The organism is Luteimonas galliterrae (assembly GCF_023374055.1).
GTDB classification, from domain to species: domain Bacteria; phylum Pseudomonadota; class Gammaproteobacteria; order Xanthomonadales; family Xanthomonadaceae; genus Luteimonas_C; species Luteimonas_C galliterrae.
This window is the reverse complement of the sequence record NZ_JAMBEP010000001.1, coordinates 2,105,305-2,121,224: the sequence shown is the minus strand read 5'-3', so window position 1 is coordinate 2,121,224 and position 15,920 is coordinate 2,105,305. Positions and strand designations below refer to the sequence as shown.

Below are 15,920 nucleotides of genomic sequence, written 5' to 3'. Positions count from 1 at the left end.
CGGATGCTGCGCCGATTCGAGTGGACGCCAGCGAGCCGGCCAGCGGGTTGCTTCCTATGGGCGGCCCACTTATCGTTCCTTCCACGGCTGCGGTTCACGCCGATGTAGCGCAAAACCTGTTACGTATCGTTTTCCCGGGCGTTTCGAGCCGGGCAGCGCGGCGAGCGGACGACGATGCCCGCGGCAGGCGATCGAGCCGCGTTCCTCATGCATACCAGCAACCGAAAGGAAGCCAGACATGCAAGGTTCAGACGATGGAATAAAACTGACCCGGCGCGAAGTGTTGGTCGCGGGCGCGACGGCGGTTGCCGCCGGTGGCGTTCCCGGCGCTTTCGCGCTGGCGGCCGACGCGACGGCGCCGGCGGCGGCCAGGGCGCCGGTGATGTCCAAGGTATCGTTCACCGTCAACGGAAAAGCGCACGCGCTCGAAGTCGATACCCGGACGACCCTGCTCGATGCGTTGCGCGAACACTTGCGCCTGACCGGCACCAAAAAAGGCTGCGACCACGGCCAGTGCGGCGCCTGCACGGTGATCGCCGGCGGTCGCCGCATCAACGCCTGCCTGAGCCTGGCGGTGATGCACGAAGGCGACACGATCACCACCATCGAAGGGCTCGGCACGCCCGACAAGTTGCATCCGATGCAGCGTGCCTTCGTCAAGCACGACGGCTACCAGTGCGGTTACTGCACGCCGGGGCAGATCTGCTCGGCGGTGGCGGTGCTGGATGAGATCAAGGCCGGCGTGCCGAGCCACGTCAGCGCCGATCTGGCCGCCCGGCCGCGGGCCACCGCGGACGAATTGCGCGAGCGCATGAGCGGCAACATCTGCCGCTGCGGCGCCTATTCCAATATCGTCGATGCGATCAGCGAAGTCGCCGGGAGGCGCGCATGAGGGCCTTCAGCTACGAGCGCGCCGCATCGCCGGCCGCGGCCGCCGCGGCCGCCGCGCGCACGCCGGGCGCCCGCTTCATCGCCGGCGGCACCAACCTGCTCGACCTGATGAAGCTCGAGATCGAAACGCCGGCCCATCTGATCGACGTCAACGGCCTGCCGCTCGACCGGATCGAGGAAACCGACACGGGCGGATTGCGGATCGGCGCGCTGGTGCGCAACACCGACCTGGCCGCCGATCGGCGCGTGCGCCGCGACTACGCGGTGCTGTCGCGCGCGTTGCTGGCCGGCGCATCGGGCCAGCTGCGCAACAAGGCCACCACCGCCGGCAACCTGCTGCAGCGCACGCGCTGCCCGTATTTCTACGACACCGCCCAACCTTGCAACAAGCGCCTGCCGGGCAGCGGCTGCGCGGCGATCGGCGGCTTCAGCCGGCAGCACGCGATCGTCGGCGCCAGCCAGGCCTGCATCGCCACGCATCCCAGCGACATGGCGGTGGCGATGCGCGCGCTCGACGCCGCCGTGGAGACGGTGAAGCCCGACGGCAGCGTGCGCAGCATCCCGATCGCCGATTTCCACCGCTTGCCCGGCGATACGCCGCAAGTGGAAACCGCATTGACGGCCGGCGAGTTGATCACTGCGGTGACCTTGCCAAAGCCGCTCGGCGGCAAGCACTTCTATCGCAAAGTGCGCGATCGCGCGTCCTATGCTTTCGCCCTGGTCTCGGTCGCGGCGGTCGTGCAGCGCGACGGCAGCGGGCGCATCGCGCTGGGCGGCGTGGCGCACAAGCCGTGGCGCGACGAAGCCGCCGAGTCCGAGCTGCCGCGCGGTGCGAAGGCCGCCACCGCACGCCTGTTGGCGGACGCGAAGACGACCGAACACAACGCCTTCAAGGTACCGCTGGTCGAACGCACCATCGCCGCGGTGCTGGTGGAAGCAGGAGCCAAGGCATGAAATTCGATACGCCCGCCACCACCAATCCGATCGACCGGCTCAAGGTCGTCGGCAAGCCGACCGATCGCATCGACGGGCCGCTCAAGACCACGGGTACCGCGCCCTACGCCTATGAGCGCCATGACGTGGCGCCGAACCAGGCCTACGGTTACGTCGTCGGCGCGACCATCGCCAAAGGCCGCATCGTGTCCATCGACACCGGCGCCGCGCAGAAGGCGCCCGGCGTGCTCGCGGTGGTCACCGCACGCAACGCCGGCAAGCTGAGCAAGGGCAGGTTCAATACCGCGCACCTGCTCGGCGGGCCGGAGATCCAGCACTACCACCAGGCGATCGCCCTGGTCGTCGCCGAGACTTTCGAACAGGCGCGCGCCGCCGCGCAGCTGGTGCGCGTCGACTACAGCCGCGCGAAGGGCCAATACGACCTCGCACGGGCCAAGGACGCGGCGGTCGTGCCCAAGAACGATCCGGACACCGGCGCGGGCGATTTCGACACCGGTTTCGCGAACGCGCCGGTGCAGCTGGACGTCACCTACACCACACCCGACCAATCGCACGCGATGATGGAACCGCACGCGTCGATCGCGGCTTGGAACGGCGACGAACTGACGTTGTGGACCGCCAACCAGATGATCAACTGGGGCAAGCAGGACATGGCGCGGACCTTGGGCATCCCGGCGGAGAAGGTGCGCCTGGATTCCCCTTACATCGGCGGCGGTTTCGGCGGGAAACTCTTCCTGCGCGCTGATGCGCTGCTCGCCGCGCTCGGCGCGAAAGCCGCCAAGCGTCCGGTGAAGGTGGCGCTGCCGCGGCCGCTGATGTTCAACAACACCACCCATCGGCCCGCCACGATCCAGCGCATCCGCATCGGTTGCGACAAGAACGGCAAGATCGATGCCATCGCGCACGAAAGCTGGTCCGGCGACCTGCCGGGCGGCGACCCCGAAGTGGCGACCCAGCAAACGCGCTGGCTCTACGCTGGGGCGAACCGCAAGTGCGCGCTGCGGCTGGCGGCGCTGGATCTGCCGGAAGGCAATGCGATGCGCGCACCCGGCGAGGCGCCGGGCATGATGGCGCTGGAAGCGGCGGTGGACGAGATGGCCGAAAAACTCGGCATGGATCCGGTCGCTTTCCGCATCCTCAACGATACCCAGGTGGATCCGGAAAAACCGGAGCGGCCGTTCTCCAAGCGCAACCTGGTGGAGTGCCTGCGCACCGGCGCCGACAAGTTCGGTTGGAACAAGCGCCGCGCGAAGCCGGCCCAGGTCCGCGACGGCCGCTGGCTGGTCGGCATGGGTGTGGCGGCCGCCTACCGCAACAATTTGGTGATGAAGTCCGGGGCGCGCGTGCGCCTGGACGATCGCGGTACGGTCACGGTCGAAACCGATATGACCGACATCGGCACTGGCACTTACACCATCATCGCCCAGACCGCGGCGGAGATGATGGGCGTGCCGCTGGAGCGGGTGGTGGTGAAACTGGGCGATTCCAGCTTCCCGGTATCGGCCGGGTCGGGCGGCCAATGGGGCGCGAACAGCTCGACGGCGGGCGTCTATGCGGCCTGCATGAAACTGCGCGAGGCGGTGGCGCAGAAGTTGGGCGTCGATGCGGCCACGGCCGAATTCGTCGACGGCGAGGTGCGCGTCGATGGACGAAGACTGACCCTGGCCGAGGCCGCGAAGGAAGGCGAACTTGTCGCCGAGGACAGCATCGAGTTCGGCGACTTGTCCAAGAAGTTCCAGCAAGCCACCTTCGGCGCGCATTTCGTGGAAGTGGGCGTGGACGCCTACACCGCCGAGATCCGGATCCGGCGCATGCTCGCGGTCTGCGCCGCGGGCCGCATCCTCAACCCGAAATCGGCGCGCAGCCAGGTGATCGGCGCGATGACCATGGGCGCGGGCGCTGCGCTGATGGAGGAGTTGGCCGTCGACCGGCGCCTGGGTTTCTTCGTCAACCACGACCTGGCCGGCTACGAAGTGCCGGTACACGCCGACATACCGCATCAGGAAGTGGTCTTCCTGGACGAGACCGATCCGATCTCCTCGCCGATGAAGGCCAAGGGCGTCGGCGAACTGGGCATCTGCGGCGTCGGCGGAGCGGTGGCGAACGCGATCTACAACGCCACCGGGATACGCGTGCGCGAGTATCCGATTACGTTGGACAAGCTGATCGCGAAGATGCCGGCCGTGGGATGACGTCGGCCGAAAGGCCGCGATGGCATGTTTTCGAGGCGGAAGCCGTCGGATCCGGATCCGGTTGTCATGGCGGCGGAATGGCCAGGTACACCGTGCTCCACAGCTGCGCGGCATTGGATTCGTCGGCGTCGCCGGCGTTCTGGCCGAAGGGTTCTGCACGGTAGCGGCCGTCGGCGTAGGACCACGACCATAGCTCGGACGCGCGCATCGCGCGGCTAGCGTCGATCGCGCGCCATAGCCGGCGTTGCCCGTCGCGCAACAGCGCCCGGACATCGGCGGGCAGGTCGTCGCGCTGCAATTGGCGCGCGAGTCCGGCGGCCAGCAGGGCCTGCTGCCAAGACCAGACCACCGTACCGTGATAAGCGTTGCGGCCGAACGCTTCTGCGATGCCGCGGTCGGCGTACGCGGGGTTGGCGACCAACAGGCCGGCGTCGGTCAGCAGGCCCGCGGGGAAGGGCCGCAACATGGTTTCGGCCATGTCGCGCACCTCTTGCGCACCGGGTTTCAGGAACAGCAACGCGAACCCGCCGTCGGAATGCAGGACCGGGATCGGCCGGCCTGTCGCGTCCAAGGCCAGCGCGTCGAAGCGCAACGCTTCCTGCGGCACGCTGGCCAGCGCCGGCGCCGGATCGATGCCTTCGGCCTTTGCGTAACGCGAAATGCCGTCCTTGGCCTTAGCAACGGGGATTGTCTGGCGAAACAGCGTCGGCGCGTGCGCGCGCCATCGTGCGGCCCGTTCGCCGGCGGCCGAGAACGCGCGCAGTTGCTGCGGCGTCGCATAACGCTGCAGCGACCCCGCCTGTTGGAAACGCGCGATGGCGTCCAACGCCGCCGGCACGAACACCGCGTTGACATCGTAGGCATAGCGGCCGCCCGCCAATCCCTCGCGGCTGTCGCGCCACTGCCCGGCATCGCGGCCGGGTTTGAGCGCGATCAGGTTCGCGGCGACCGACTCCCGCGCGAAAGCTGCGGCGGAATCGAGCACGAAGGCGAAGTTGCGCGCCAGCGCGGCGCCCAGCGGCTCGCCGGCCGAGGTCTTGCGGGCGAGGAACGCAGCGGCGCGGCCGCGGCTGCGTGGATCGTCGAGCAGATAGGCAGCGGCCACCGGCGCCAGCATCCTGTCGTCGTCGACCATGTTGTAGTCGTAGATCGGCGCGTCGTCGTAAGCGGACCCGGGACCGTTCTCCTTGCGATGGCGCAGCAGCGCGAACTCGCCGATGTCTTCTTCGTGCGCGACTTCGCCCTGCGGGTTCAGCCGCTCCAATACCGAAGCCAAGCCGTCCTCGATCGCTTCCGGCCGCAACGCGGGCATCAGCAGGCGCAGCGACATCAACGTGTCCCGTCCGAAATAGGTGTCGAAGCGCCACGAGCCGGCCAGGAACTTTTCCTCGTAGCTCAGGAATTGCAGCACCTCGCGGACGTGCGCATCGTCGCCGGCCGATCGGTCGAACAAGGCGCGGGCGTCGAGCGGCGTGAGCGGCTTTTCGCCGGTGAGCGCGACGATGCGCAACTGCATCGGCTCGCCCTTGCGCGCCGGCTCGAGCGCCAGCGGCGCGCCGCCGCCGCCGCCGCTCACGCGTCCGTTTCGGAGTTCGATCGAGATTTCGTAACCGGGCGCGCCGTCGATGCGCGGCCGCGACCAGACGACGGTTCGTCCCGCCGACGTTTTCGCGGCGGTGGCGACTGCTGCCGGATATGCGATCCCAAGCTGGAAATCGCGCAGCACGCGCACGCTGCCGAGTACGGCATCGCGAATCACCAGGCGCGGCGCATCGACGCTCGCCTCGGCCACGATCCCATGCAAGGGCCGGCCGCGTTCGTCGTCTCGGGCCAGCCCTTCCACCGTGTCCAAGGTCCAGCGCACGGGCGCGTCGGTCTCCTCGAACCAGACGCCGACGCCGCTATTGCCGGCCGGGAACGCCACCAGCACGCGCGGCTTGCGTCCCGAATTCAACAACAGATGCGCCGCGGCCGGGCCGTGCCGGTAGAAGGCGTTGAGCGTCTCCCCTTCCGTCACGCGGAACCGCAGCGGCGCGTCCGCGGCGAACGCGGCGAGCGACAGCGTTCCGGCCAGCAACGCCGGCAGCGCCGACTTCATCGCGGCCCGCATCGGCCCGTCCCGTCGGCGCCATGCATCACCAGAGGTACTTCGCCTGCAAGTTGATCTCGCGGCCCTCGAGCGGACGCGCCAGCAGCACGCCGCCCGCACTGGAGGCGGTGCCGAAGATGCGCGAATTGCTCTCGGTCAAACCCAGCTCGTTGGTTACGTTGGTGCCGCGGAGGTTGAACTGCCAATGCACGCCGACGTTGGCGGTCACGCCGAAATCCAGGGTGTGGTACGAGCCCAGCTGCTGCAAGCCGGACTGGTCCTGGGTGTGGTTGCCGACGGAGGTGTAGGTGACGTAGGGCCTGATGTCGCCCCAGCCGAAGACGAACTTGTAGCTAGGCGTGAACATGTAGCGCAGCTTGGGCTGGCGCTGCAATTGCTGCCCTTCGATCGGCTGGCAGGCATTGTTGCCGTTGATGTCGACGTACGGGAAGCAGGCGTCGAAGTCGGTGTATTCGCCGTCCAGGTAATTGGCCACCAGCTCGAAGCGCAGGTTCTCGACCGGCGTCAACGCGCCGATGAAATTGACGCCCCAGGAGTCGGAACCGTAGATCAGAGGCGTGCCCACCGGCGTGCCGGCGCCATCGGTCGGCTGGAAGGGCAGGCCGGTGAACTTGCGGCGATAGGCGCTGATGTCCGCGTACAGCAAGTCGGACTGGTACTTGAAGCCTATTTCGTAGTTGCGGACCCTGTGCATCGGCGGCGTGTTCGCGGTGGTGCTGCCGCGGATGCCGTTGTCGAAATCGAGGAAGTGGCCGCCGGTGTTGACGCGTCCGTACGCCGACATGCGGTCGGTGAACGAATAGTTGGCGCCCGCGGTCCAGGACGGGTGGGTCTTTTTGTATCCGGTCTTGGCGAAAGTGCCGTCGCAGACGGGCACATGATTGTCGTACTCGGTCAGCGGGTTCCCGTCCAAGTCGACGAAATCGGTGACGCCGTCGCCGTCGGCGTCCACATTGTTTTGGAAGTTGCACACGTTATTGGTCGCATCCATGTTCTCGATGCGTCCGGACAGATCCAGAAGCCACTTGCCGATGCGCCATGAATCGGACAGGTAGAACGCCGTGTTGGTGGCGCTGCCGTGCTGGGCGATGTTGAAGGTGCCGTAGTCGAGCAGGCCCTGGCTGTCGGTGGCCTGATGGACATTGCCGTCGGTGCCCACGTAGCTGACCGTGATCGGCCGCGCGTTCGGCGTATTGGTCATCATCATCTGATTGCCCAGCGCCCACTTGTCGTTCATGGTGTAGTGGTTGACGTAGACGCCGATGGTGAGGGTATTGCCCTCGAACAGTTCCTTGCTGAGGCGGAAGTCGTTGTTGATGCTCTTCAGGCGCTTGTGGATGTGCCACCAGCCCTGATGGATCACGCTCTGGTCGAGCGGCACCGCGCCGCCGCCGACGAAATTGGCCGTGGCCGAGCCGGCCGGCAGTTCCAGGCCGCCCGCCAGGTCCGGCGTGTAGAGCATGTCGTTGAGCGAGGCCGGATTGTTGCCGGAGAACAAGGCGTTGGTGTCGGCATCGCCCTCGTCGTACAGGAACTTGTCGCTGATCGACCAGCCGTTGTCGAATTCGTAGTCGAAGTTGCCGCCGATGAAGACGAACTTCGCGCCGCGGCCGTCGGCCAGATCCGCGTCGATGCCGCCGCCGGGGTAGCCGGGCAGGCGCACGTGCTGGATCGCCTTGCTGTTGTACGTGGAGGTGAGCGGATCGAACCCCGGATAAGCGCTGAAGTCGTCTTCGCCGCGCTGGATCACCGGGATCGGCGTGATGAACTGGTTTTTGTCGTTGAGGTAGCGCGCATACAGGGTCAGGTTGCCCCGGTCGAAGTCGTGCGACAGGGTGGCGGTCAGCTGGCCGCCCTCGTCGGCCTTGAATTCCGGATCGCGCACGCCGTCCGAGCTGCGCCAGAAGCCGCCGATGCTGCCGTACCAGTCTTCGGCGATCTTGAAGCCGGAGAACGCGTCCAGCCGCCACAGACCTTCGTCGCCCCAGGTCACGCCGACGCTGCCGGTGGGAATCTCGCTGCCGGTCTTGAGCAGGAAATTGGCGGTGGCGCCCATCTGCCCGTCCGCGAACACGACCGAGGGACCGCCTTGCAGGATCTCGACGGATTCGATGGTGTCGTCGAGCCGGATCAGGGTGGTGGTTTCGAAGAACGACAGCGTCGGCATGCCGTACACCGGCGAGCCCATCAGCAGCGTGGAGAAATAGGGGGCATCGCCGCCGCCGGGAAAGCCGGCGATCTCGATGTTGGCGCCGGTCTGGCCGCCGGTGGATTCCGGCCAGAGTCCCGGCGATATCTTGAGCAGATCCGCGGTGCTCTTGGGATTGGCCTGTTTGATCTCCTCCGCGTTGGCGGTGACGATGTTGTAACTGGCTTCAAGCTTCTTCACGCCTCCCGACGCGCTGCCGGTCACGACCACGGTGTCGAGCGTGGTGGCCTTCTCCGCGGCAGGCTGCGGAGTTTGTGCCGGCGCTTGCGCTTGCGCCTGCTGCGGCGTCGGCTCCTGCGTCGGCGCGGCATCCGGCGGCGTTTGCGTCTGCGCTTGCGCGCACAAAGGCAGCAACGCCGCCGCGATGGCGGCCGACAGCGCATAACGACGGTTGAAACGACTCATGGTGCTCCCTCCACGGACCAAGGAATGCCGCAGGAACGGCGCAATGCGGCGATCCCGGCCGCGCGAGCGGCGACGGCGACAGAAGAAAGAGATAGGAAGGCCGCGATCCGTGCGAGTAAATGCAACGATCGGGATGCAGCCATCTTCAAGGATCTCCACGCTCGCAGGCGAGCCGCATCGACCCAAGGCCGTGCGGACGGTTGTCCCCTGTGTCGCGAACGGCCATGCCGCAGCGATACCCGATCTTCGCTGCGCTAATGTGCAAAAAAAGTGATCGCCCGCGCATGTAACGCATGTAAATGCGCATCCGCAATATCCCTGAATACGTATTCAGCGCCCGGGAGCGCCGCATTGCGTTGCAACATGATCGGAATGCGATGCTTCTGCGCGCAAGATGCGTGAACGGCGAGCGCGCGACTCGCTTATGCTTACGGCATCGTCATCGCCGCCGGGAGAAACCGATGCGCATGCCGCATACGAACAAGGCCGTCTGGATATTGCTGTGCTGGCTGTCGCTGTTATGCGCGCCGGCGTTCGCCCAGACCTGCGTTCCGGGCTATCCGCAGCTCTACGGCCGCTTGTTCGAAGACGCGCAGAAAGCGCTGCCGGACGGCAAATGGCTGATGGATTCGCGGCCCACCCAGCCGCCGGCCGGCATCGTCGCCGAATACGAGAACCTGCGCGCGCAGCCCGGTTTCGATCTGAAGAAATTCCTCGCCGAACAGTTCGTACAGCCGCCGGAGAACGATCACGATTACCGCACCAACCCCGACCACGACGTGCGCCAGCACATCGACGCGCTGTGGACCGTGCTCGAGCGCAAGCCGGGCACCAGCGACGGCCGCACCTCGCTGCTGCCGCTGCCGTACCGCTACATCGTGCCCGGCGGGCGCTTCAACGAGATCTACTACTGGGATTCCTATTTCACGATGCTGGGCCTGGAGGAAAGCGGCCGCCACGACCTGGCCGTGGATATGGTCAGGAACTTCGCCTGGCTGATCGACCACTACGGCCACATCCCGAACGGCAACCGCACCTACTACCTGGGCCGCTCGCAGCCGCCGTTCTTCGCGGCCATGGTGAACTTGCTGGCCGAGCGCGACGGCAAGAAGACGCTGACGGCGTATTTGCCGCAACTGGAGAAGGAATACGCTTTCTGGATGGAGGGCAGCGAAGGCTTGGCGCGCGGACAGGCGCATCGCCGGGTCGTCCGCCTGGCCGATGGCGCGCTGCTCAACCGCTATTGGGACGATTGCGACACGCCGCGCGAAGAAAGCTACGGCAACGATGTGGCCACCGCGGCCGCATCCGGCCGTCCGCTCGCCGAGGTCTACCGCAACCTGCGCGCCGGCGCCGAAAGCGGCTGGGATTTCAGTTCGCGCTGGCTGGCCGACGGCAAGACGTTGGCGACGATCCGTGTCGTCGACATCGCGCCGCCCGACTTGAACAGCCTGCTGTACAACCTGGAAACCACACTCGCCGAGGCGTACGCCGCCTCGCGCCAGACGGACAAGGCCGCACAGATGCGCAAGCGCGCCGACGAACGCAAGGCCGCGATCCTGCGCCATTTGTGGAATCCGGAACTGGGCGTGTTCTCGGACTATCTGTGGAAAGAGGACAAGCGGACCGACCACGTCACCGCGGCCACGCTGTACCCGCTGTTCTTCGGCATCGCCGAGCAGCGCCAGGCCGACCAGGTCGCAGAACGCGTCCGCGCGTCGCTGCTGCAGCCGCACGGCCTGTCGACCACGACCATCGACACCGGCCAGCAATGGGACGCGCCCAACGGCTGGGCGCCGCTGCAGTGGATCGCGATCCAAGGCCTCAACGCCTACGGGCAAAAGGACTTGGCGACGACCATCGCCGAGCGCTGGATGCGCCTGAACATCGCCCTGTACAAGAAGACCGGCAAGCTGGTGGAGAAGTACGACGTCACCGGCGCGGCCGTCGGCGGCGGCGGCGAGTATCCGCTGCAGGACGGCTTCGGCTGGACCAACGGCGTGCTGCGCAAGCTGATCGTGCTGTATCCGGCCGCCGCGAAGCCCGATCCTGCGCAGGCTCGCGCGGACGCGCCGGCCAGCGAGCCGCTGGCTGCGCAGGCCTCATCTCCGTAATACTCCGCTTCGAACGTCCGTTAGCCCACCCTCCACATCGCCGAGGTGTCCCACGATGAGCGCATCCATTCCGCAACCGGTCGTCGCCAGTGGGGAGAATACCCGCCTGATCGTCCTGATCAGCTGCGTGGCCACCATCGGCGGATTCCTGTTCGGATTCGACAGCGGCGTGATCAACGGCACCGTCGACGGGCTCAAGCAGACCTTCCAATCCAGCTCGGCGGGCACCGGATTCGAAGTGGCTTCGATGCTGCTGGGCTGCGCGTTCGGCGCGTTCTTCGCCGGGCGCCTGGCCGATCGTTGGGGCCGGCGCACGGTGCTGATCATCTCGGCGGTGTTGTTCCTGTCGTCGGCGATCGGCGCGGGCATGGCGGACACCTCGCTGGCGTTCATCGTCGCGCGCGTGCTGGGCGGCTTCGCGGTGGGCGCGGCCAGCGTGATGTCGCCGGCCTACATCGCCGAAGTGGCTTCGGCGCGCTATCGCGGCCGGCTCGCGACGGTGCAGCAGATCGCGATCATCAGCGGCTTGTTCTGCGCCTTCCTCAGCAACTACCTGCTCGCCAAAGCGGCGGGCGCTTCCACCGAGTCGTTATGGTTGGGACACGCGGCCTGGCGCTGGATGTTCTGGATGCAGGCGATTCCGTCGGCGTTGTTCCTGTCGCTGCTGCTGTTCATTCCCGAGAGTCCGCGCTACCTGGTGGTGAAGGGCCGCAAGGAAGATGCGCTGAAAGTGCTGACCCGGCTTTATGGCGCGCAGGAAGCAGGCACCAAGCTGGCCGAGATCGACGCCACACTGTCGCGCGACCATCACCGCCCGCGTCTGTCGGACCTAATCAGCAAGGCCACCGGCAAGCTGCGGCCGATCGTCTGGGTCGGCATCGGCCTGGCCACCTTCCAGCAGTTGGTCGGCATCAACGTGGTGTTCTACTACGGCGCGGTGCTGTGGCAGGCGGTGGGCTTTTCCGAGAACGATGCGCTGCTGATCAACGTGCTGTCCGGCGCGCTCAGCATCGGCGCTTGTCTGGTGACGGTGATGCTGATCGACAAGATCGGCCGCAAGCCGCTGCTGTGGATCGGCTCGGCGGGCATGGCGGTGTCGCTCGCGCTGGTCACACTGGCTTTCGCCAGCGGTTCCCTGGATGCCAGCGGCAAGTTGTCGCTGTCCGATTCGATGGGCACGCTGGCCTTGGTCGCGGCCAACGTCTACGTGATCTTCTTCAACGGTTCCTGGGGACCGGTGATGTGGGTGATGCTGGGCGAGATGTTCCCCAACCAGATCCGCGGTTCGGCGTTGGCGGTGGCCGGCGCGGCCCAGTGGGGCTCGAACTTCGGGATTACCGTGACCTTCCCGATCCTGCTGGCCGGCATCGGCCTGGCCGCGACCTACGGGTTGTATACCATCGCCGCCGTGATTTCGGTGTTCTTCGTGCTTAGGTACGTGCACGAGACCAAGGGCAAGGAACTGGAGCAGATGGAAGGCTGAGCGGGGCTTGCGGCAGCTGTCTTCGGGAGCCGAGTTTGGACCGGTAGCATGAATCATCGGAGACCTTCGAGTACTGCTGCGGCCATCGGCGGGCTACTGCTGTTCCTCTGTCTCGTCATGCGCGCCGAATCCAGATCGTCGGTCGCATCTGAAGACGTCGTGTTCGGGAATGCCGGCGTTGCCTTGTCCGGAACCCTGTACTTGCCTGAAGGGAATGTTCCCGCAGCGGCGGTGGTTCTCGTCCATGGGTCCGCAAGGCCGGATAGCTTGCGGATGACGGCCTTGGCCCAGTTGCTGGCGAGCGACGGATTCGCTGTGCTGACATACGACAAGCGCGGGATCGGCGAGTCGGGCGGCGTTTTTCAGGACCGGGACGATGCGGCCGCCTTCACCCTGCTGGCGGAGGACGCTGCGGCGGGCCTTCGTGTCATCGGGGAACATCCCCGGTTGAAAGGAGTCCCGACCGGATTGATAGGCATAAGCCAGGGCGGTTGGGTCGCTCCGATCGCGGCGAGCAAATCGCCGGACACCGCGTTCATGGTCTTGTGGAGCGGACCGGTTTGCACCTTGAGCGAAGAGCTGAACTTCAGTGCATTCGCGAAGAAGATTCGGAACTTCTCCATGTATGCCTCCGCTGCCGACATAAGGAGGCGCATGAGGTCGGTGCCGCATCGCACGGACGACTTCGACCCGCGCATCGTTCTATCGAGCCTTTCGCTTCCTTCGCTCTGGGTATTCGGCGGCCGCGACAACAGCATACCGGTCGAACTGTCGGTCTCGCGTTTGGAAAGACTGATCAAAGACGGCCGCTCAAACTTTGAATATCGGGTCTTTCCCGAAGGCGGCCACGGCCTCGACTATCCCGGCAGTGCTCCGGAGGCATACCACTTCATGGTCGCTTGGATCAGAAGCGTTGCAGCGACAGCTGCCCGGCGAGTAGGGAACGGTGGCGAGAAGAGCACCTGAGCGAAGGAATAGGCGATGTAGGCGACCCCTTTGGGTGCAGCGTCGCCGGATTTCGCGCAACTCGAAGCCGATTTCGAATTCCAGCACAGGCAAGGGCAACAATAGGCTTGGCCATCCGGGGGCATCGGATCGTCGCCTCTCATGCGCAAGCCGGTGATCAAACGCCAGCGATTCGGCGCTTCCGCCCGCATACGGCGACCGGAGCCGTAGCGAATCGATGCCTTCTAGGCCGTCCGGCCACCGACCACCGACATGATTTTCGCCCTGCCTAGGGCGGGTTCGCGGCACTGCCGTTTCCCCATATCGGCGAAACGTGACGTCGAACACACTGCGCGCCCTTCTTTCGTGCGTGCGCGCACCTCCCACGAGGCGTTCTTATGAAACCGATCCATCACCGGCGAGCCGCCAACGGCCGCTCCTGTCTTCATGTCCTTGCTGCGGCGGTCGCATTGGCCGTCAGCGGCACGGCGACCGCCGGCGATAAGTGCGTGCTGGAGCACAGCGGCCCCGGCCTGCCTACTAATGGCGTTGTGGATGCCAACAGCAACGCATTGGCGTGCGGCAGCGCGGTGGCCGGCGGCGCCAATAGCGTTGCGCTCGGAAACAGCCAGGCGCAGGGCGACAGCGGCGTCGCCATCGGTTCATCGGCGGGCTCATTCGTGGATGGCGGCATCGCTATCGGCGGCGGGGCGGAATCGGGTCAGTTGGGTAATCCGGGCGGCAATAGCAACATGATCGCCATCGGGAACAGCGCGGGCGCCTTCGCCAGCGGCGCTATCGCGATGGGCACCAACAGCCAGGGTGATGGCCTCGGATCGATCGCTTTGGGTAGCGGTTCCACTGCGTCGAACGAATCCGCGATCAGTATAGGCACCGCGACGAACTCGGGCGGCGAATTCTCGGTGGCGATCGGCGACAGCGCCACGGTCGGCGTTGGCAGCGACAACGCCATCGCATTGGGCAGCGGCGCGGGCGTCGTTGCAGCCGACGATGGCATCGCCATCGGCAATGATGCGAGCGTCACCGGCGGCCGCAGCATCTCGATCGGCGCCGGCGCGAATACGCCCAGCAACGACAGCGTTGCGATCGGCGCCGATGCGAATGCCGAAGGCAATCAAGGCACTTCTCTGGGAACGAGCGCCTTCTCGGTGGATGACGGCACCGCCGTCGGATTCGAAAGCAGCGCCAGCGGAATAGGGAGCGTCGCCAATGGCGCATTCAGCGAAGCCGCCAGCAGCGGTAGCGTCGCCATCGGCGGCGGGTTGGACCGTAACCAGGACGGCACGATCAGCGACAACGAACGCACGAGGGCCAGCGGGGCGTTCGCTACCGCGGTGGGCAGCGGTGCGCAATCGTTGGGCGCCAATAGCGTGGCTAACGGATGGCTCGCTACGGCCGACGCCGACCGCAGCACCGCGCTCGGCAGCAACAGCGACGCCCGAAGCGAAGCCGCGACTGCGGTCGGCGCATTCGCTCGAGCGACCGGCGCGGGCGGTACCGCGGTCGGCGGCGCATTCGATCTGGATGGCGACGGCGCCATCGACAGGAACGAGCTGACCACCGCCTCGGGCCGCTTCGCCACCGCGGTCGGGAGCGGCGCGCAGGCCTTGGGCAGCAACGCCACCGCGAACGGCTGGCTGGCGAACGCGGCCGCCGACAACACGACTTCGTTCGGCGGCAACAGCGACGCCACCCAGCAAGGCGCCACCGCGATGGGCGCCTTCTCGCAGGCGACCGGCGAAGGCAGCACGGCCATCGGCGGCCGCACCGTTTTCGGCAACGGATTGACGGCGGATACCGTGGCTTCCGGCAAGTTCGGCACGGCTTTCGGCGCGGGCGCGCAAGCGACCGGTTCGGTCAACGCCACCGCGAACGGTTGGTTGGCCAATGCCAGCCAGGACCACACCACCAGCATCGGCGCCAACAGCGCCGCCGGCGCGATCGGCGCCACCGCCATCGGCCGCGCCGCCAAGGCGAATGCGGAGAACAGCGTCGCGTTGGGCAGCGGCTCGATCGCAGATCGCGCGAACACCGTATCGGTGGGTGCGGCGGGGGCCGAGCGCCAAATCGCCAACGTCGCCGATGGCGCGCAGGCGACCGACGCGGCCAACGTCCGTCAAATGCAAACGGGCGACGCTCAGACCTTGAGCCAAGCCAAGGCTTACACCGATCAGCGCGTCCTGGAGCTCGTCGGTGCGGATATCGGCAACCTGCGTCGCGAAATCGATGACCGGTTCCGCCATCAGGACCGCCGCAACGATCGCGTAGGCGCGATGGGCACAGCGATGGTGCAAATGACCGCTAACGCCGCCAACGGCAATGGCGCTCGCGGCCGTTTGGCCATCGGCGCCGGCTCGATGGGCGGCGAGCAGGCGCTATCCATCGGCTACGGCAAACGCCTCGGCGCACGCGCGTCGTTCACCCTCGGCGGAGCGTTCAGCGGCGACGATTCATCGGCCGGCGTCGGTTTCGGCGTGGATCTGTAACGAACAAAGGTGGGCGCATCCCACCTTTGTCCGGCTAGGCCGGTGCCGCACGGGCGGCTTCGCAGCACGTTCCACCCGAACTTGGTGGACGCTTCCGTGCCACCGGCCTG

General features: G+C 66.5%; 9 protein-coding genes. 7 read left to right on the top strand and 2 right to left on the bottom strand.

The features are described 5' to 3' along the window. Nucleotides 1–238 precede the first annotated feature (238 nt). The 3 genes from paoA to paoC are packed head-to-tail and all read left to right on the top strand — an operon-like array spanning nt 239 to nt 4,037. Nucleotides 239–892: an aldehyde dehydrogenase iron-sulfur subunit PaoA gene (gene paoA, locus M2650_RS09775; RefSeq protein WP_249473756.1), complete on the top strand. Its 654-nt coding sequence runs from the start codon at nt 239–241 to the stop codon at nt 890–892. Beyond that, nucleotides 889–1,845, top strand: coding sequence for an FAD binding domain-containing protein (locus tag M2650_RS09770; protein ID WP_249473754.1), 957 nt, complete (start codon nt 889–891; stop codon nt 1,843–1,845). The genes paoA and M2650_RS09770 overlap by 4 nt, the downstream gene beginning before the upstream one ends. Further along, entirely contained in the window at nt 1,842–4,037 is a 2,196-nt protein-coding gene (paoC, locus tag M2650_RS09765; protein ID WP_249473753.1) for an aldehyde oxidoreductase molybdenum-binding subunit PaoC, read from the top strand. Before M2650_RS09770 ends, paoC begins: the two co-directional genes overlap by 4 nt. A 64-nt stretch (nt 4,038–4,101) precedes the next feature. Here the strand turns inward: paoC and M2650_RS09760 are convergent, their stop codons facing one another. Both M2650_RS09760 and M2650_RS09755 read right to left on the bottom strand, forming a co-directional pair. After that, complete coding sequence (locus M2650_RS09760) at nt 4,102–6,147, bottom strand: glucosidase family protein (protein ID WP_249473751.1); 2,046 nt, start codon at nt 6,145–6,147, stop codon at nt 4,102–4,104. Between the two features lie 25 nt (nt 6,148–6,172). Beyond that, on the bottom strand, nt 6,173–8,761 hold the full coding sequence (locus M2650_RS09755) for a TonB-dependent receptor (RefSeq protein ID WP_249473750.1): 2,589 nt from the start codon (nt 8,759–8,761) through the stop codon (nt 6,173–6,175). Nucleotides 8,762–9,222: 461 nt separating this feature from the next. Here M2650_RS09755 and treF point away from each other — a divergent pair, with 461 nt between their 5' ends. The 4 genes from treF (at nt 9,223) to M2650_RS09735 (ending at nt 15,810) form a co-directional block, all read left to right on the top strand. Further along, nucleotides 9,223–10,875 carry an alpha,alpha-trehalase TreF gene (treF, locus tag M2650_RS09750; RefSeq protein ID WP_249473748.1) on the top strand — a complete coding sequence of 551 codons (1,653 nt, stop codon included), beginning with the start codon at nt 9,223–9,225 and terminating at the stop codon, nt 10,873–10,875. 55 nt (nt 10,876–10,930) lie between these two features. After that, nucleotides 10,931–12,358, top strand: coding sequence for a sugar porter family MFS transporter (locus tag M2650_RS09745; RefSeq protein ID WP_249473747.1), 1,428 nt, complete (start codon nt 10,931–10,933; stop codon nt 12,356–12,358). Between the two features lie 48 nt (nt 12,359–12,406). Further along, on the top strand, nt 12,407–13,324 hold the full coding sequence (locus tag M2650_RS09740; RefSeq protein ID WP_345779849.1) for an alpha/beta hydrolase family protein: 918 nt from the start codon (nt 12,407–12,409) through the stop codon (nt 13,322–13,324). 377 nt (nt 13,325–13,701) lie between these two features. Beyond that, on the top strand, nt 13,702–15,810 hold the full coding sequence (locus M2650_RS09735) for a YadA family autotransporter adhesin (RefSeq protein WP_249473745.1): 2,109 nt from the start codon (nt 13,702–13,704) through the stop codon (nt 15,808–15,810). Nucleotides 15,811–15,920: the final 110 nt, after the last annotated feature.

Excerpts from the sequence above, each read along its gene's own strand:
- treF (WP_249473748.1), top strand. The coding sequence starts at position 9,223 with ATGCGCATGCCGCATACGAACAAGGCCGTCTGGATATTGCTGTGCTGG.
- paoA (WP_249473756.1), top strand. The coding sequence starts at position 239 with ATGCAAGGTTCAGACGATGGAATAAAACTGACCCGGCGCGAAGTGTTG.
- M2650_RS09735 (WP_249473745.1), top strand. The coding sequence starts at position 13,702 with ATGAAACCGATCCATCACCGGCGAGCCGCCAACGGCCGCTCCTGTCTT.
- M2650_RS09760 (WP_249473751.1), bottom strand. The coding sequence starts at position 6,147 with ATGCGGGCCGCGATGAAGTCGGCGCTGCCGGCGTTGCTGGCCGGAACG.
- M2650_RS09755 (WP_249473750.1), bottom strand. The coding sequence starts at position 8,761 with ATGAGTCGTTTCAACCGTCGTTATGCGCTGTCGGCCGCCATCGCGGCG.
- paoC (WP_249473753.1), top strand. The coding sequence starts at position 1,842 with ATGAAATTCGATACGCCCGCCACCACCAATCCGATCGACCGGCTCAAG.
- M2650_RS09740 (WP_345779849.1), top strand. The coding sequence starts at position 12,407 with ATGAATCATCGGAGACCTTCGAGTACTGCTGCGGCCATCGGCGGGCTA.
- M2650_RS09770 (WP_249473754.1), top strand. The coding sequence starts at position 889 with ATGAGGGCCTTCAGCTACGAGCGCGCCGCATCGCCGGCCGCGGCCGCC.
- M2650_RS09745 (WP_249473747.1), top strand. The coding sequence starts at position 10,931 with ATGAGCGCATCCATTCCGCAACCGGTCGTCGCCAGTGGGGAGAATACC.